The sequence below is a fragment of the Methylobacterium sp. J-048 genome, assembly GCF_022829515.1.
Classification (GTDB): Bacteria; Pseudomonadota; Alphaproteobacteria; order Rhizobiales; family Beijerinckiaceae; genus Methylobacterium.
Genome location: NZ_JAKSYL010000137.1, coordinates 106,308 through 121,610, shown reverse-complemented (window position 1 = coordinate 121,610; position 15,303 = coordinate 106,308). Strand labels below are relative to the sequence as shown.

At 69.4% G+C, this 15,303-nt stretch carries 17 protein-coding genes; 6 read left to right on the top strand and 11 right to left on the bottom strand.

What is annotated here, in order from left to right:
* Positions 1–37 precede the first annotated feature (37 nt).
* A complete protein-coding gene (locus MKL09_RS13190; protein ID WP_244020694.1) occupies positions 38–1,336 on the top strand; it encodes a Gfo/Idh/MocA family protein in 1,299 nt (432 codons plus the stop codon).
* A gap of 25 nt (positions 1,337–1,361) precedes the next feature.
* On the opposite strand, the gene MKL09_RS13185 is transcribed toward MKL09_RS13190, so the two are convergent.
* From MKL09_RS13185 to flgF, 6 genes are read right to left on the bottom strand one after another with little or no spacing between them, the layout of a single operon-like run.
* On the bottom strand, positions 1,362–1,820 hold the full coding sequence (locus tag MKL09_RS13185) for a hypothetical protein (RefSeq protein WP_244020693.1): 459 nt from the start codon (positions 1,818–1,820) through the stop codon (positions 1,362–1,364).
* On the bottom strand, positions 1,799–2,212 hold the full coding sequence (locus tag MKL09_RS13180) for a HEPN domain-containing protein (protein WP_244020692.1): 414 nt from the start codon (positions 2,210–2,212) through the stop codon (positions 1,799–1,801). The genes MKL09_RS13185 and MKL09_RS13180 overlap by 22 nt, the downstream gene beginning before the upstream one ends.
* Before the next feature lie 20 nt (positions 2,213–2,232).
* On the bottom strand, positions 2,233–2,982 hold the full coding sequence (flgH, locus tag MKL09_RS13175) for a flagellar basal body L-ring protein FlgH (RefSeq protein ID WP_244020691.1): 750 nt from the start codon (positions 2,980–2,982) through the stop codon (positions 2,233–2,235).
* Positions 2,983–3,014: 32 nt separating this feature from the next.
* Positions 3,015–4,187 (bottom strand): flagellar basal body P-ring formation chaperone FlgA, encoded by a 1,173-nt coding sequence (gene flgA, locus MKL09_RS13170; protein ID WP_244020690.1) that lies wholly within the window; start codon positions 4,185–4,187, stop codon positions 3,015–3,017.
* A gap of 34 nt (positions 4,188–4,221) precedes the next feature.
* A complete protein-coding gene (gene flgG / locus MKL09_RS13165) occupies positions 4,222–5,013 on the bottom strand; it encodes a flagellar basal-body rod protein FlgG (RefSeq protein ID WP_244020689.1) in 792 nt (263 codons plus the stop codon).
* 13 nt (positions 5,014–5,026) lie between these two features.
* Positions 5,027–5,767 carry a flagellar basal-body rod protein FlgF gene (flgF, locus tag MKL09_RS13160; RefSeq protein WP_244020688.1) on the bottom strand — a complete coding sequence of 247 codons (741 nt, stop codon included), beginning with the start codon at positions 5,765–5,767 and terminating at the stop codon, positions 5,027–5,029.
* 257 nt (positions 5,768–6,024) lie between these two features.
* On the opposite strand from flgF, the gene fliL reads away from it, so the two are divergent.
* Genes fliL through MKL09_RS13140 form a run of 4 tightly spaced genes read left to right on the top strand, consistent with a single transcriptional unit; the run spans position 6,025 to position 9,241 of the window.
* On the top strand, positions 6,025–6,594 hold the full coding sequence (gene fliL / locus MKL09_RS13155; protein WP_244020687.1) for a flagellar basal body-associated protein FliL: 570 nt from the start codon (positions 6,025–6,027) through the stop codon (positions 6,592–6,594).
* A 55-nt stretch (positions 6,595–6,649) separates the two neighbouring features.
* A complete protein-coding gene (gene fliM, locus MKL09_RS13150; protein WP_409566926.1) occupies positions 6,650–7,864 on the top strand; it encodes a flagellar motor switch protein FliM in 1,215 nt (404 codons plus the stop codon).
* A 19-nt stretch (positions 7,865–7,883) separates the two neighbouring features.
* Positions 7,884–8,387 carry a DUF6468 domain-containing protein gene (locus MKL09_RS13145; protein WP_244020686.1) on the top strand — a complete coding sequence of 168 codons (504 nt, stop codon included), beginning with the start codon at positions 7,884–7,886 and terminating at the stop codon, positions 8,385–8,387.
* Positions 8,384–9,241 carry a MotE family protein gene (locus MKL09_RS13140; RefSeq protein WP_244020684.1) on the top strand — a complete coding sequence of 286 codons (858 nt, stop codon included), beginning with the start codon at positions 8,384–8,386 and terminating at the stop codon, positions 9,239–9,241. Before MKL09_RS13145 ends, MKL09_RS13140 begins: the two co-directional genes overlap by 4 nt.
* An 18-nt stretch (positions 9,242–9,259) precedes the next feature.
* On the opposite strand, the gene MKL09_RS13135 is transcribed toward MKL09_RS13140, so the two are convergent.
* Complete coding sequence (locus MKL09_RS13135; protein ID WP_244020683.1) at positions 9,260–10,126, bottom strand: DMT family transporter; 867 nt, start codon at positions 10,124–10,126, stop codon at positions 9,260–9,262.
* Positions 10,127–10,297: 171 nt separating this feature from the next.
* Here MKL09_RS13135 and MKL09_RS13130 point away from each other — a divergent pair, with 171 nt between their 5' ends.
* Positions 10,298–10,738, top strand: a complete 441-nt coding sequence (locus MKL09_RS13130; RefSeq protein WP_244020682.1) for an Lrp/AsnC family transcriptional regulator — start codon at positions 10,298–10,300, stop codon at positions 10,736–10,738.
* 122 nt (positions 10,739–10,860) lie between these two features.
* Here the strand turns inward: MKL09_RS13130 and MKL09_RS13125 are convergent, their stop codons facing one another.
* Genes MKL09_RS13125 through MKL09_RS13110 form a run of 4 tightly spaced genes read right to left on the bottom strand, consistent with a single transcriptional unit; the run spans position 10,861 to position 15,217 of the window.
* The gene (locus tag MKL09_RS13125) at positions 10,861–12,150 is read right to left on the bottom strand and encodes a leucine-rich repeat-containing protein kinase family protein (protein WP_244020681.1); all 1,290 of its coding nucleotides are present in this window, start codon (positions 12,148–12,150) and stop codon (positions 10,861–10,863) included.
* 4 nt (positions 12,151–12,154) lie between these two features.
* Positions 12,155–12,346: a DUF1192 domain-containing protein gene (locus tag MKL09_RS13120; RefSeq protein ID WP_244020680.1), complete on the bottom strand. Its 192-nt coding sequence runs from the start codon at positions 12,344–12,346 to the stop codon at positions 12,155–12,157.
* A gap of 11 nt (positions 12,347–12,357) precedes the next feature.
* On the bottom strand, positions 12,358–13,578 hold the full coding sequence (locus MKL09_RS13115; RefSeq protein ID WP_244020679.1) for a phosphopentomutase: 1,221 nt from the start codon (positions 13,576–13,578) through the stop codon (positions 12,358–12,360).
* A gap of 1 nt (position 13,579) precedes the next feature.
* Positions 13,580–15,217, bottom strand: coding sequence for an ABC transporter ATP-binding protein (locus MKL09_RS13110; RefSeq protein ID WP_244020678.1), 1,638 nt, complete (start codon positions 15,215–15,217; stop codon positions 13,580–13,582).
* Between the last annotated feature and the right edge of the window lie 86 nt (positions 15,218–15,303).

Sequence of the window (15,303 nt, the reverse complement as noted above, 5' to 3'; positions counted from 1 at the left end):
GGAGCCGTGACCCCAATTCAGGGAAACGGCGAGGCTCATGGCGGACGACACCCGGCTCTCACGACGCACTCTCCTCGCCGCGGGGAGCGCCCTGGCCGGCGCCAGCCTCGGCGGTGCGGCCCAGGCGGCGCAACCCGGACCGACGGTTCCGGCCGATACCGGCGCGGTCCAGGGCGGGCGCGTGATGTTCCCGAACTGGCGCGGCCAGGCCGACCGCCCGCCGGCGCCGAGCCCTGCCCCCCAGCCTCCGGGCCAGCGCGTCGGCTATTGCGTGATCGGCCTCGGGCGCCTGAGCCTCGACGAAATTCTTCCGGCCTTCGGGGCGACCAAGCGTTCGCGGCTGGCCGCGGTGATGTCGGGCACCCCCGACAAGGCCAAGCTTGTGGCGCGGCAATACGGCCTGCCGGATGATGCCGTCTACGGCTACGACGAGTGGGACCGGCTCAAGGCCAATCCCGCGATTCAGGCGGTCTACATCGTAACGCCCAACGGCGTGCACCGGGACAACGTCCTGGCCGCCGCGGCGGCCGGAAAGCAGGTGCTGTGCGAGAAGCCGATGGCGGTGGCGTCGCAGGAATGTCGCGACATGATCGCGGCCTGCAATCAGGCCAACGTCAAGCTGATGATCGCCTATCGCTGCCAGTACGAGCCGCATAACCGCGCGGTGATCAAGCTCGCCCGCTCGGGCGAGTTCGGGCGCCCGCGGATGATCCAGGCGTTCAACGGCCAGACCACCGGGCTGCCCGAGCAATGGCGGCTCAAGAAGGCGCTGTCGGGCGGCGGCTCGCTGCCGGATATCGGGCTTTACTGCCTCAACACCACCCGGGCGGTCCTCGGCGAGGAGCCGGACCTGATCCAGGCTCAGATCCATTCGCCGCCCGACGATCCGAAGTTCCGCGAGGTCGAGGAGACGGTGAGCTTCACGATGCACTTCCCGTCCGGCGTGATCGCGCAATGCACGTCGAGCTACGGCGTCTACGAGGCGCGCAGCCTGACGCTGCACACCGGCAACGCCGCGGTCGATCTGGATAACGCCTTCGCGTACGAGGGCCAGCGCCTGTTCGTGTCTCACCGCGACGGCAAGTCCGGCGCCCGCGACGAGAAGGTGCTGAGCCCCAAGAACCAGTTCGCCCTGGAAATGGACCACTTCTCCCGGTGCATCCAGGAGAACCTGCGCCCCCGCACCCCCGGCGAGGAGGGGCTCCAGGACCAGGTGCTAATGGAGGCGATCTACGAATCCGCCCGCACCGGCGCGCCGGTCAAGGTCGGCCCGCCAGCCGGCGCCGGCACAGGTCTCGACGTGACCCGCGGGCCGGAGCCGGAGGAGCCGAGCTGAGGGCCTTCAGAACGGCACCCGGGGTTCAGGCCACACGCTTGCGAGGGGTGCTTTTCTTCTTCTGATCGGGGGGGATCGGCGCCGCGTCCGACGCGCGCCGATCGAGGGCGAGGTGGAAGAAGAACGCCTTGTCGATGTCGACGTGGTTCAATCGGAAGCTCCAAATCTCCCGAACCCCCTCCGTCAGCGTTTTCGGCAGCGACGCAAGATCGTTGAGCGCCTGCTTCGACGTATTGAAGTAGAACAGATCGTGTCTTTCGATCCGATCGGAAAAGCCATTCTGAAGGACCGCGCTCGTGAGCCTTATGACCGAGAGAGGACCGTAAACTTGCACGTTGGGACTCGCGATCCCCAGCATCCAGGTGTCGTATGACGGTCGCTTGAACCACATCGCCGCGGCGACCGGCAATCCGGCCTGCTCCAGCGCTGCGACGAACCGGCGGCCGACCTCGATATCTTCGTCTACCAGTGACGTCTTATCCATGGCATCACACCGGAACGCCGCCGCGCGATGGCATCGAGCATATCGGATGCCTCCTCCTCTGACCATTCGGCATACCGGGACTCGATCGTCCACTTCGCCACGATATCCCAGGCATCGAGAAACGAAGGGTCGCGCTTCTCTTCGATCTGCCGCTGGTCGCGCAAGTCGGCGAGGATGACGAGCTTCGACAGGTCGTGGGTGTGGATGTCGATGGCGAATTGCCGGAGCGGCCATGTCCCGCTCCGGAACGATCGCGCGATCCGCGCCTTGAGGGCGCATTCGACCGCCAATCCGGCCAGATGATAGGCGACGCTGTACTGGCCCGCCGCCAGAAGCGTTTGAGCGGCGCGGAGTTGATTCCCGGATCGCCTCTTCCACGCCTGCCGGTTCATGCCACGCCCGAATCGCCGCCTCAGAACGGCAGCAGGATATCCACGATCTGCTGGCCGTAACGGGGTTGCTGCACGTCGGTGATCTGGCCGCGGCCGCCATAGGCGATCCGGGCCTGGGCGATCTTGGTCGAGTCGATGGTGTTGTCGGACTCGATGTCCTCCGGCCGGACCACGCCGGCCACCACCATCTCGCGGACCTCGAAGTTCACCCGGATCTCCTGCTTGCCCTCGACCACGAGGTTGCCGTTGGGCAGGACCTGGGTGACCACCGCGGCGACGTTGGTGGTCACGGTCTCGGCCCGTTGGACCGAGCCGGCGCCGTCATTGGCGGTGGCCGAGGTCGCCGACAGGAGCGCGGTGCCGCCGACGCCGAAGGCCTTGCCGACGGCGTTGTTCTCCAGCCCCAGGGCGTTCGGCAGGCCGAAGCTCTCGGTGTTGGCCCGGGACCGCTTGGTCTCGTTGCTGATGTTGGCTTGGTCGGTGACGTTGACCTTCACGGTCAGCAGGTCGCCGAGGCGCGCGGCGCGCTGGTCCTTGAAGAACGCCCGGGAGCCGGTGCGCCAGAGCGAGTTCGGCGCGTAGGAGACCGGCTGCACGTCGGGCATCGGCATCCGCACCGGCTTGTAGCCGGGCTGGGTCGTGGGATCCTCGATCGCCGACAAAGCCGGCGTGGCGCCGACCTGGGACAGCCGGTCGGCGGTGTTGCAGGCACCCAGAGCGCCTGCGATCAGCGCGGCGGCGAGCGGGTTCAGGACAAGGCGACTGGCCATCGGGGAAACTCGTTGACGGATCGAGAGGGCGATCAGCGCAGGGACGCGGTCGCCTGGACTTGCGGGGTGCCGGCGGTCTGCTGGGCCACGGGGCCGGGACCGACCGAGACCCGGCCCGGGCCGATCACGGTGGCCTGGAGGATTTTCTTCGAGGCGACGTTGACGACGTTGACCACGGCGCCCATGCGGCCGGCGTCGTTGGCGAGGCCGCGCATCGACAGGCTGACGCTGGCGGTCTCGTACACGATGGTCACGCTCTCACCCCGCGCCACCAGTTCGGGCAGGGCGGTGTCGGAGACCCGCAGCACCGTGCCGGCCGGAAGCGGGTGCTGGGCGACCTCGCCCAGAACGGCGGTGCCGCCAGCCTGCGCGTCCGTCGCGACGATCTCGCGGGGGCGGCGCTCCAGGACGAGGTCGCCCTCCCGCACCGGATCGCCCCGGTTGAGCGCCCGGGTCAGAACCGCGACCTCGCGCAGCTCGATCACGACGCCCGAGACCCGGAGCGACGCCTGCCGCTCGCCGAGGCTGACCAGGCCCGAGACCCGGCGGGAGCGCGGATCGTAGGTCAGGTCGAGGGCGGCGGCCTGGCCGGCGAGGTCCACCGGCGCCAGGAGCGTCGGGCCGTCGCCGTCGAAGCGGACCGCGACGCTGCGCGGATCGAGGCCGTAGCCCGATTCCAGGCCGCGCTTGAGCGCCGCCTCGATATCCGGCGGCCCGAGGCGGCGGGCTGCCCGCTGGACGGCGATCTGCATCCGGCCCCCGGTCTCCAGGCCGGAGACGCCCAGGGCGGCGGCGGCCTCGACGATGCGCCGGGTCTGGATTGTGCCGGTGGCGCCCAGTGCTGGCGAGCGGAACAGCGGGCGGGCGGCAAGGGAATCTGGCGCGCCCTCGACGAGGTCGGCGAGCGCCAGGACGTCGCCCCGGGCGGTCACGTCGCCGCGCAGCCGCGGCTGGGCCTTCTGCGTCTCGCCCGGCTGCATTCCTGGCTCGGCCATGGCGGGGATCGCCAGGGCGCCGATGGCCGCGAAGGTCATGAAGGCGAGCGCCGCGCGCAGCAGCACCGCGGCGCCGGGGGTGGGCACCCGCGGGCGAGCCCGGCGGACGATCGGGCTGAGGTCGCTCTCGTTCGCCGCCGTGCTGACGAGGGGCAGGTCGGCAAAAGAGACATCGGCGAGGACCGTGTCGGGATGGAGACCAGCATACATGAGCGGGGACCTGAAGTGATGGCAGGACGCGCGGTCAGCTGCGGAACATCTGCGAGGTGGTGGAGAGCATCTGGTCGGCGGCGGTCACGACCTTCGAGTTCATCTCGTAGGCGCGCTGCGCGGCGATCAGCGACGAGATCTCGGTGACGGCGTTCACGTTCGCCTCTTCCAGGTAGCTCTGCTGAAGGTTACCGAAACCTTCCGCCCCCGGCAGGCCGCTGATCGCCGGCCCGGAGGCCGCGGACTCGACGAACAGGTTGTCGCCGATCGATTCGAGGCCGACCTTGTTGACGAAGCGCGACAGCTGGAACTGCCCGAGCGCCTGCGGCGCGGTCTGCCCGGGCAGCGTCGCCTGGACGGCGCCGGTGGCGCTGATCGTCACCGCGGTCGCCGTCTGCGGCACGGTGATCGCCGGATCGAGGAGGTAGCCGTCGCGGGTGACGAGCTGGCCGGTGGCCGACAGGTCGAAGGAGCCGTCCCGGGAATAGGCGGTGCGGCCGTCCGGCATCGTCACCCGGAAGAAGCCCTCGCCGCGGATCGCGACGTCGTAATCCTTTTCGGTCGAGCTTAGCGTGCCCTGCGACATGACGCGGGCGGTCGAGGTCGTCTTCACGCCCGAGCCCAGCGCGAGGCCGGCGGGGAGCTGGGTGTTCTGCTCGGAGGTCGAGGAACCGGCGCGGCGCAGGTTCTGGTAGAGCAGGTCCTGGAAGTGGACTTGCTGGCGCTTGTAGCCGGTGGTGCGCAGGTTCGCGATGTTGTTGGAGATGACCTGGACGTTGAGTTCCTGGGCCGCCATGCCGGTGGCGGCTGAGTAGAGGGCGCGCATCGGCCGGGCCCCCTTACGCGACGTCGGCGAGGCGGCGGATCGCCGTGCCCCGCAGGTCGTCGAGACGGGTGATCATGCTCGACACCATGGCGTAGGACCGGTTCACGTCCATCAGCCGGGTCATCTCGATGACGGGCCGCACGTTCGAGCGCTCGAGCGCCCCGGATTCCAGGCGCCCCTCGAGCCCGGCCGGGCGCGCGGGCTCCGGGGAGGCGTAGACGTTGCCGCCCTCGTTGGTCAGCCGCTGCGGGTTGGCGAAGGTGACGAGCTTGACCTTGCCGCGGATGCCGAGATTGGTCGACACGGTGCCGTCGGTCCCGATCGTCAGCCCGGTCTCCTGCGGATTGATGGTGATCGGGCCGCCGTCGCCCGCCACCTTGTAGCCGTCGCTGGTCACGAGGGCGCCGGTCTGGTCAATCTCGAAGGCGCCGTTGCGGGTGTAGCGCTCGCCCTGCGGCGACTGGACCGCGATGAACGCCGAGCCCTTGACGGCGACGTTGAGCGGGTTGCCGGTCTGCTCGATCGGCCCCTGCCCCAGATCGAGGGTGGTGCCCTGGTCGATGACGTAGGACAGGCGCCGGTCGGGCTGGGCGAAGGAATCCGCGCTCGCCACCGGCATCAGGTATTCCTGGAAGCGCGTGCTCCGGCCCTTGAAGCCGGTGGTCGACACGTTCGCCATGTTGTTCGAGATCACGTCCAGCTCGCGCTGGAGCGCCATCTGGCTCGACACGCCGACGAAGAGGGCATTCTGCATCGTGGACTCTGACACTCGCGTGCCGCGGTGGCGGCAACGATCCATTCAGCATCCGCTGTGCCAACACTCGAAAAACCGATTTTGCGTGCAAATGTATGGATTTGCGCAGGAGTCCGGAAACGCTCCGGATGGGTCGGGCCTGCGCGGCGGCAATCCTGGCCCGGCAGGATTTGCCCGCTTAACGACACGTTAACCGTAATGCTTCGATATCCGAGCGTACCCAGCGCGCGGATATCCGCGGAAGAGCATTATTTCCCATGGCCAAGAAGCCCAAGAAGGCTGCCGAAGACGGCGAGGCCGGCGCCGACGCCGCCCCTAAGGGCAAGAAGAAGCTCATCATCATCGTGGCCGCCGCGGTTCTGGTGGTGGCCGTCGGCGGTGGCGGCGCCTTCATGATGATGGGCCATGGCGGGAGCGCCGAGGGCCAGGAGGCCGCCGGCGGTGATGGGCACGGCGGGGGCCATGGTGGCGGTCACGGTCAGGCTGCCAAGGGCGTCGGTCCCGACGGCAAGAAACCGATCGTGTTCGTCGAGATGCGCGAGATGCTGCTGAACCTCAGCCCCGACATGCCGCAGGAGAAGGCCAAGTACGCCAAGCTGCGTCTCTCCCTGGAGCTGAAGGATTCCGACGTGGAGGACGCGGTGAAGCCCTTGATGCCGCGCATCGAGGACACGCTCCAGGTCTACATGCGCGAGCTGCGCGTCGGCGACCTCACCGGCTCGGTCGGCCTCTACCGGTTGCGCGAGGAGCTGCTGCGGCGCGTCAACGTCGCCGTCTACCCCGCCAAGATCGAGGCGGTGCTGTTCAAGGACGTGATCGTCCAGTGAGCCACCCGACGACCCCGGCGGTCACCGAGAGCCAGGCCTTGAGCGGACGCGCCTGATGGAACCCGAGGACGAACTTCCCGAAGACGATTGGTCGGCCGCCCTTCTGGAGCAGGGCGCCGAGGGCGGCGACACGTCGCTCGCCGAGGAGTGGGGCGCGGCGCTTGCCGAGCAGGGCACCACGCGCAACGCCGGAGACGTCGCCGCCGAATGGGCGACGATGATCGAGGACGGGGAGAGCGACAACCTCCCCGAACTCGCCGGCAACGACCGGGTGCTGAACCAGGACGAGATCGACGGCGTCCTCGGCTTCTCCATGCGCGAACTCTCGGCCTCAGGGGCCGGGGGCGTTCAGGCCATCGTCGATTCGGGCGTCGTCCAGTACGAACGCCTGCCGATGCTGGAGATCGTCTTCGACCGGATGATCCGGTTGCTGTCGACCTCCCTGCGCAACCTGTTCCAGGACAACGTCGAGGTGACGCTGGACAACATCACCTCGGTGCGCTTCGGCGACTATCTCAACGCGATTCCGCTGCCGACCCTGCTGGGCGTGTTCCGCGCCGAGCAATGGGAGAATTCGGGGCTCGTCACGGTCGATTCCAACCTCGCCTACGCGACCTTTGACCTCTTGCTCGGGGGCAAGCGCGGCGGCTCGTCGAGCCGCCTCGACGGCCGGCCGTTCACCTCGATCGAGATGACGCTGGTGCGCCGGCTGGTGGAAATCATCCTGGGCGACCTGGAGCAATCGTTCCAGCCGCTCTCGCCGGTGACCTTCGACATCGACCGGATCGAGACCAACCCGCGCTTCGCCACCATCACCCGGCCCGGTAACGCCGCGATCCTGATCAGCCTGCGCCTCGACGTCGATGGGCGCGGCGGCATGCTGCAGATCCTGTTCCCCTACGCGACCATCGAGCCGATCCGGGAGCTGCTGACCCAGAGCTTCATGGGCGAGAAGCTCGGCCGCGATCACGTCTGGGAAGGCCACCTCGCCACCGAGATCTGGCAGGCCGACGTGACCATGCAGGCGGTGCTGCACGAGATGATGCTGCCGCTTAAGCAGGTGATGCGCCTCAAGGTCGGCGACACCCTGATGTTCGACGCCAAGCCGTCCGACCTCATCGCCGTGCGCTGCGGCGACTGGGCCCTCACCCAGGGGCGGATCGGCCAAGTCGACGGCAACATCGCCGTGCAGGTCACCCGGCCCCTGCGCCGCTCGCGCACGACCATCCAGGCCTACGAGGCCTCGATGAACAGCCATTCCGACGTCTAGCGTGCGATAGGTCCGGATCATGAGTCTCTTCGTCACGCTCGCCGCCGACATCCTGGTCGCGGTTCTGCTTGCGGCCACGATCGTCACTTGCCTGCGCCTGTCGCGCCGGATCAGCCAGCTCAAGGGCGACGAGGCGGCGTTGCGCCAGACCATCGGCGACCTGATGGTCGCCACCGGCACGGCCGAGCGCGCGATCGCCGGCCTACGCTCGGCAATCGACGACGGCGACCGCACCCTCACCACGCGGATCGAAGTCGCCACCGCCCGCTCCGCCGAGCTGGCCGCGCAGGTCGAGGCCGGTGAGACCGTGGTGCTGCGCATCGGCGCGATCGTCGCGCAGATGCGGGCCGTCCCGGCCCGGGCCGAGCCGTCGCCAGCCCCGCGGCCGGCGCCCGAGTCCGAGATACCCGCCGTCCGGCCCGAGCCTGCCAGCCCGAACGGCGAGCGCCTCGGCGCCGCCGCCGCGGCCGCCCTGGCGATGAGCGAGCGCGCCCTGGCCCGCGTGCGGGCGCGCGCCGCGTGACCGGCGTCCCCGCCCCAAAAATCCCGCCGGCGCCCAAGCCCGCCCCGAAGGCGCGGCCCCCGAGCGGCACGGCCCTGCGCCGTTCGCGTCTGAAACCGGTGCGGCCGATGCGGCTGCGGCTGATCGATGCCGTCGCGATCGCGGCCGGCGGCCTGCTGCTGCTCAAGCTGCTGACCCTGGGGCAGGTCGGCCTGCCGGGGGCCGGAACCCTGCCCGAATACGGCCGGGCGGTGGCCCGAGCGCGCACCGGCTACGAGCCGCCCGACCCCGTCACCACCGGCTCGGTCGGAGCCAAGGAGGAAACGCCCGCGGCGCCGGCTGAAAAACCGCCGGAGATGCCCGCCCCCGAGCCGGCCAAGGCGGCGTCGGGCTCCCCCACCGAGCGCGCGCTTCTGGAAAAGCTCGGCGCCCGGCGCGACGCGCTGCGCCAGAAGACCGACGAGCTGGAGTTGCGCGAGAAGATGCTCAACGAGGCCGAGCGCAAGCTCGAGACCGGTCTGGGCGACCTCAAGCAGGCGGAAGAGAAGGTCGATTCCGCCGCCAAGGCCCGCGAAGAGGCCGAGAAGCAGGGCCTCAAGAACATCGTCACGATGTACGAGTCGATGAAGCCGAAGGACGCCGCCCGGGTGTTCGACCGCCTGGGCCAAGACGTGCTGGTGCCGATCGTCCTGGCCATGAACCCGCGCAAGATGTCCGAGATTCTGGCGGTGATGCAGCCCGATACGGCCGAGCGCCTGACCGTGACGCTCGCCAACCGCGCCCGCGGCGTCGGCGGAGGCGCTCAGGCCCAAGCCGGTGCGGGCCTGCCGGCGAACGAGTTACCGGCGATCGATCCGGGGCCGGTGGGACGGTAGGGGGGCGGTCGGTCCTGCTCAGGCCGCGCCCTCCGCGGCCTTGCCGGCTCCGATCCGCCAACCGAGGGTCGATCCCGCGGCGGCCAGCAGGATCGCGGCGATGCCGAGCCATTGCATGACCGCCAGGTGATGACCGAAGGCGAGGCGATCGACCAGAATGGCGACGATCGGATAGATGAACGACAGTGCGCCAGTCAGGCTCGTCGGCAGCTTCTGGATGGCGCCGTAAAGGAGACAATACATCACGCCGGTATGGACCACGCCGATCGCGACGAGCCAAAGCCAGTCGATGGCCGTTCCGGGCAGTGCCGCGACATCGGCGAATGGGGCCAGCATGCCGATGCCGGCCGCGACCTGGATCAGCGCGATCAGATGCGGCGGCACGCCGTTCAGCGCCTTCGCGACGATCGCGGCGAGCGCATAGAGAAATGCGGCCGTGAGCGCGAAGATGATGCCGAGCGTATAGTTTCCGGCCTCGCCTCCGGATTCAGGGCGTGCCTCGACGATGGCGAGCATGCCCACGAAGGCGAGGACGAGCCATGCCAGCTTCGCGATGCTGGGACGCTCATTGATCACCACGATGCCCAAAGCCGCCAGCATGAACGGCTGGGTGTTGTAGACGGCGGTCGCGATCGCGATCGAGGCGAGCGGATAGGCGGCGAACAGGAAGAGCCAGTTGGCGACGATCGCCACGCCCCCGAGGGCCGCGAGCGCGATCTGGCGCCCCGTGATGAGCCCTGGCCGCAAAAGGCCGAAGGCTGCGCAGATGAGCAGGAGCGTCACGGTGCCGAATGCGCATCGCCAGAATACGACATTCGCGAGCGGTTGTTTCGACATCACGACGAACAGGCCGATCGTCCCTGAAATCGCCATGGCGGCGCTCATCTCCACGACGCCGCGTGTTCTGGTCTCGATCATGCCGCCCTCGCTTACTTGGATCCGACGGTTCCATTCTCGGGTGGCGGACGAAGGTGATCCATGTGTATTGTGAGGTGGTAGCGGCTATTTCCCTCCGAGGGTTCGGCAAAAAAGCATTCCTGCCTCATGACATCTGAAATGCTCGATGACATCGACCGACGCATCCTGTCGGTTCTCGCCGGCGATGCGCGACAATCACTTAAGGAACTCGCCGCTCAGGTCGGCTTGTCCTCACCCAGCACATCGGAACGGCTGAAGCGCCTGGAAGAGCGCGGGGTCATTCGCGGCTTCACCTTGGACATCGATCCGGCTGCGCTCGGCTATTCGCTTCAGGCGTTGGTGCGCATCCGTCCGCTGCCCGGAAAGCTCCACGTCGTTCAGCAGCTGATCGAGGACCTGCCCGAAATCGTGGAATGCGATAAGGTGACGGGCGAAGATTGCTTCTTCGCAAGGCTCCACGTGCGCACGATCGGCGATCTCGACGGGATACTGGACCGCATCGCCGACAAAGCCGAAACCAACACCGCCATCGTGAAGGCACAACCGGTACGCCGGCGTATCCTGCCGTTGGATCGCTAGAGCACTCGCCGCCGAAGTGAATGCCGGTTCGGCGGAAGGCCGCGCGTCAAACCGAGGACTGAGGGCCGGAATGAATTTCAAATCTCACCCGATCTGAAAATCACGGATCTCGGCGCCCGCTTTCATCGATCGATCGCGGCGACCACGTCATCCAAGCCCGGTCGCCGCTCCGGATCGGACTGCAGGCAAGCCTCTGTCAGAGCCGCCAGCCGGTCCGGCGCCGCGTCGCAGCGGTCGAGCAATTCGCCGAGCAAAATACCCACTGCCCGTACCTCGATCCGCCTCAGCGCCGCCCCGCCCTCCCCGGCGGGCAGCGCCGAGGCGGCGCCGAAATCGCTGAGCACGGCCGCGCCGGTCTCGGCATCCCAGAGCGTGTTGTGAGCGTAGACGTCGCCGTGCAGCAGGCCGCGCCCGTGCAGGTGGGCGACGGCCTCCGCGACGGCGCGGGCGATCCGCAACGCCTTTCCGGTGTCGAGCCGCAGGGCCGGGTCGTAGACATCACGGCTGCAACTCGCGAGGCTCGGCGGGCCGGCCAGCACGCGCCATTGCGCCGGCAGCAGCCGCAGCAGTAGCCCCTGCGCGCCGTCGGGATGGTCCACGAGCCGGCCCAGGGCGCCGGTGAGGGCCGGATGGGTGCCGGCGGCGAGGCAGGCCTCCATCTCGCGCTCGGGCAGACCATCGCTGGTCATCGCGCCCTTGAACAGCTTGAGCGCCACATTCTGTGGCTCAGACGGTCCGTGCCAGACGGCTCGGTGGACCCGGCCCGACGCCCCCTCCCCGAGCAGATCGCCGACCTCAAGCGCCGTCCATGGCACAGGTGTCGCCACAATGGCTTCCGTCGCCGGCTCGGCGGGGTTGCCGGCATAGGAAATCCAGGCGAGGCGCGGCAGGCGCGCCAGCCAGGGCGGCAGGGCGTCGAGACGGTTGCAGGACAGGCGGATCAGCTCGAGGCTGTTCGCACCGGCGAGGCCCTCGGGCAGATGCCCGATCCGGTTGCCCGCCAGCATCAGCTTCTGCAGCAGGGGCCGCTCGCCGAGGGCGTCCGGCAGGGTCTCGATTTGGTTGTCGGTGAGGGTGAGCCAGCGCAGGTCGCGCGGCAGCGACTCCGCCGGAACCGCCCGGATGCCGCATCCGCGGAAGCCGAGCTGGCTCAGCGTCGGGCAATCGCCCAGCACCGGCGGCAGGCGCTCGAAGGGATTGCCGGAGCAGAACAACACGCGCAGGCGGTGCAGGCGGCCGAGATCGGCCGGCAGGTCGGTGAAGCCGCCCCGGCCGAGATCCAGCACCTCCAGGGTATCGGCGAGGCCGAAGATCTCGCGCGGAAACTCGGCGAGCCCGTCGGGCAGCCGCAACTCGCGGGCGCCCGCGAGGTCGCCGCGCCGCAGGGCGGCGAGGGTTTCGGTCCGGTCCAAGATGTCAGTCCCGCTTGAAGAAGGCGTCGGCCGCGCCCTGCGCCGCCTGCTTGGCCGCCCGCGCCGCCTCGATCCGAGCGATCTCCTCCCGCAGCAGCGCGATGCGCGCGTCGAGGTCGGAGAGCGACAGCGTGTCGAGGGGCTGACCGATCTCGTGGGCGACGGCCTTGCGCGGCCTGTCGTCATCGTCTCGCATGGTGCGGCTCCCTACAGGAACGGTCGGCCGGCGCCGTCCCAGGGAAGCCCAAGATGGGCCGCCAGGGTCGCGCCGATATCGGCGAACGTGTCCCGCCGGTCGATCGCCCGGGGGGCCACGCCGGGGCCGAAGGCCAGGACCGGCACCTGCTCCCGCGTGTGGTCGGTCCCCGTCCAGGTCGGATCGTTGCCGTGGTCGGCGGTGATCACCGCGAGGTCGCCGGGCCTGAGGGCCGCCAGGATCGCGGGGACGCTTGCGTCGAACGCCTCCAACTCGGCGGCGTAGCCCGGCACGTCCCGGCGATGGCCGTGCTCGGTATCGAAATCCACTAGGTTGACGAAAATCAGGCCGCCATCGGGCAGGTCGGCCAGGGCGTCGAGCCCGGCCTGCAGGCAAGCGGCATTGGCGCCGGGCTTGATCTCGCGGCCGGTGGCGCGATGGGCGAAGATGTCGCCGATCTTGCCGACGCTGACCATGGCCCTTCCCTCGGCCTCGGCCCGGTCGAGCAGGGTGCGGCCGGGGGGCGCGACCGCGAAATCCTTGCGGTTGCCGGTGCGGCGGAAGCCCGTCTCCGCCGAGCCCACGAACGGCCGGGCGATCACCCGGCAGACCCGGTAGGGGTCGCACAGGCGGCGCGCAACGCGGCACAGCTCGTAGAGCCGCTCCAGCCCGAACGCCTCCTCGTGGGCCGCGATCTGGAAGACGCTGTCGGCCGAGGTGTAGCAGATCGGCTTGGCCGTCCGGACGTGCTCGGCCCCCAGTTCATCGATGATGGCGACACCGGGCGCGTGCCGGTCCCCCAGGATGCCGGACAGGCCGCCTTCGGCGATCAGCGCCTGGACCAAAGCGGGCGGGAAGGCCGGCCGCGTGTCCGGGAAATGGCCCCAGGGCGCCGTCAGCGGCAGCCCGGTGATCTCCCAATGGCCGGAGGGCGTGTCCTTGCCGGCGGCCGTCTCCACGGCATGGCCGTAGACGCCGCTGGGATCTCCCGTGGGCGCGAGGTTCGGCGGGATCCGGCCGGAGGCCCCGGCGGCGGCGAGGCCGAGCCCGAGTTCGGCGAGATGGGGCAGGCGAAGGAGGCCGCTGCGAAGGGCCGCCCGGTCTCCGCGCCCGATCGCGCAGGCCTCGGCGATGTGCCCGAGCGTGTCGGACCCGGCATCGCCGTAGGCGGCGGCATCCGGGGCGCCGCCGATCCCGACGGAATCGAGCACGATGAGGAGGGCGCGGGCCACGTCAGGCGGGCTCCAGCTCATTGGCGACATCAGAGTCGAGGGCGAAGGCGGCCTTGAACAGCGCCTGGGTATAGGGCGTCTGCGGATCGGAGAAAATCGTTTCGGCGGGGCCTTCCTCGACCACCCGGCCGTTCTGCATCACCACCACGTAGTTCGCGAGTGCCCGGACCACCTTCAGGTCGTGGCTGATGAACAGGTAGGCGAGGCCCCGCTCGCGCTGCAGGTCGCGCAGCAGCGTCACGATCTGCGCCTGCACGGAGCGGTCCAGCGCCGAGGTCGGCTCGTCCAGCACGACGAAGCGGGGATTGAGTAGCATGGCCCGGGCGATGGCGATGCGCTGGCGCTGGCCGCCGGAGAATTCGTGCGGATAGCGGTCCATGGCGGCCGGGTCGAGCCCGACATCGGTGAGCGCCTTGGACACCACCGCCCGGCGCTCGGCCCGGGAGCGCGCCGCGCCCTGCACGATCAACCCCTCGGCGACGATGTCGGCCACCGACATGCGCGGCGACAGCGAGCCGTAGGGGTCCTGGAAGACCACCTGCATGTCCTTCCGGAGCGGGCGCATCTGCCCCACGGTGAAACCATCGATGGCCTGTCCGAGGAACACGATCGGGCCTTCGGAACCGGTGAGCCGCAGCAAGGCGAGGCCGAGCGTGGTCTTGCCCGAGCCGGATTCGCCGACGACGCCGACGGTTTCTCCGGCCCGGACCTTGAGCGAGACCCCGTCCACCGCCTTGACGTGGCCGGTGACGCGCCGGAACGCCCCCGATTTCAGCGGGAACCAGACCTTCAGCGGCCCGGCCTCCACCAGGGTCGGCGCATCGGCCGGGACCGGGTTGGCCCGGCCCTTCGGCTCCGAGGCGATCAGGCGGCGGGTGTAGGCATGCTGCGGGTTGGCGAAGACCGACTTGGTCTCGCCGGCCTCGACGATCCGACCTTTGAGCATCACGCAGACCCGGTCGGCGATGCGCTCGACGATGCCGAGATCGTGGGTGATGAACAGCAGCGCCATGCCGAGCCGCTTCTGCAGGTCGGCGAGCAGCGCCAGGATCTGCGCCTGCACCGTCACGTCGAGCGCGGTGGTCGGCTCGTCGGCGACCAGCAGGTCCGGCTCGCAGGCCAGCGCCATGGCGATCATCACCCGCTGGCGCTGGCCGCCGGAGAGCTCGTGCGGGTAGGCGCCCATGCGGCGTTCGGCATCGCGCAGGCCGACCAGTTCCAGCAGCTCGAGAATTCGCTTGCGCGCGGCCTTGCCGGACAGGCCGCGGTGCAGCCCCAGCACCTCGCCGATCTGCCGCTCGATCGTGTGGAGCGGGTTGAGCGAGGTCATCGGCTCCTGGAACACCATGGTGATGTCGGCGCCGCGCACGTCGCGCATCTGGCGCTCCGGCAGGCTCACCAAGTCCCTGCCCTGGAACAGGATTTTCCCGCTCTGGCGGGCCGCGCCGTCGAGCAGGCGCAGGATCGCCAGGGCGGTCACCGACTTGCCGGAACCCGATTCGCCGACCAGCGCCACGGTCTCGCCCCGGTGAATGGTGAAGCCGATCGAATCGACCGCCGCCGTCTCGCCCTCCCGGGAGCGGAAGGCGACGGACAGGCCCTCGACGGACAGGAGCGGCGGGGTTTCGGCCTCGGACATGGCACCCTTATAGCGCGGCCGGGACCCTAGCCTACCCGGCCGCGGATGCGCGATCATGCGCCCAGCCCGCAGCTCGGAGACGCACC

Bases quoted from the DNA above. Each gene is read 5' to 3' on its own strand.
- MKL09_RS13190 (WP_244020694.1), top strand. From the start codon at position 38: ATGGCGGACGACACCCGGCTCTCACGACGCACTCTCCTCGCCGCGGGG.
- MKL09_RS13185 (WP_244020693.1), bottom strand. From the start codon at position 1,820: ATGGATAAGACGTCACTGGTAGACGAAGATATCGAGGTCGGCCGCCGG.
- MKL09_RS13180 (WP_244020692.1), bottom strand. From the start codon at position 2,212: ATGAACCGGCAGGCGTGGAAGAGGCGATCCGGGAATCAACTCCGCGCC.
- flgH (WP_244020691.1), bottom strand. From the start codon at position 2,982: ATGGCCAGTCGCCTTGTCCTGAACCCGCTCGCCGCCGCGCTGATCGCA.
- flgA (WP_244020690.1), bottom strand. From the start codon at position 4,187: ATGTATGCTGGTCTCCATCCCGACACGGTCCTCGCCGATGTCTCTTTT.
- flgG (WP_244020689.1), bottom strand. From the start codon at position 5,013: ATGCGCGCCCTCTACTCAGCCGCCACCGGCATGGCGGCCCAGGAACTC.
- flgF (WP_244020688.1), bottom strand. From the start codon at position 5,767: ATGCAGAATGCCCTCTTCGTCGGCGTGTCGAGCCAGATGGCGCTCCAG.
- fliL (WP_244020687.1), top strand. From the start codon at position 6,025: ATGGCCAAGAAGCCCAAGAAGGCTGCCGAAGACGGCGAGGCCGGCGCC.
- fliM (WP_409566926.1), top strand. From the start codon at position 6,650: ATGGAACCCGAGGACGAACTTCCCGAAGACGATTGGTCGGCCGCCCTT.
- MKL09_RS13145 (WP_244020686.1), top strand. From the start codon at position 7,884: ATGAGTCTCTTCGTCACGCTCGCCGCCGACATCCTGGTCGCGGTTCTG.
- MKL09_RS13135 (WP_244020683.1), bottom strand. From the start codon at position 10,126: ATGAGCGCCGCCATGGCGATTTCAGGGACGATCGGCCTGTTCGTCGTG.
- MKL09_RS13130 (WP_244020682.1), top strand. From the start codon at position 10,298: ATGCTCGATGACATCGACCGACGCATCCTGTCGGTTCTCGCCGGCGAT.
- MKL09_RS13120 (WP_244020680.1), bottom strand. From the start codon at position 12,346: ATGCGAGACGATGACGACAGGCCGCGCAAGGCCGTCGCCCACGAGATC.
- MKL09_RS13110 (WP_244020678.1), bottom strand. From the start codon at position 15,217: ATGTCCGAGGCCGAAACCCCGCCGCTCCTGTCCGTCGAGGGCCTGTCC.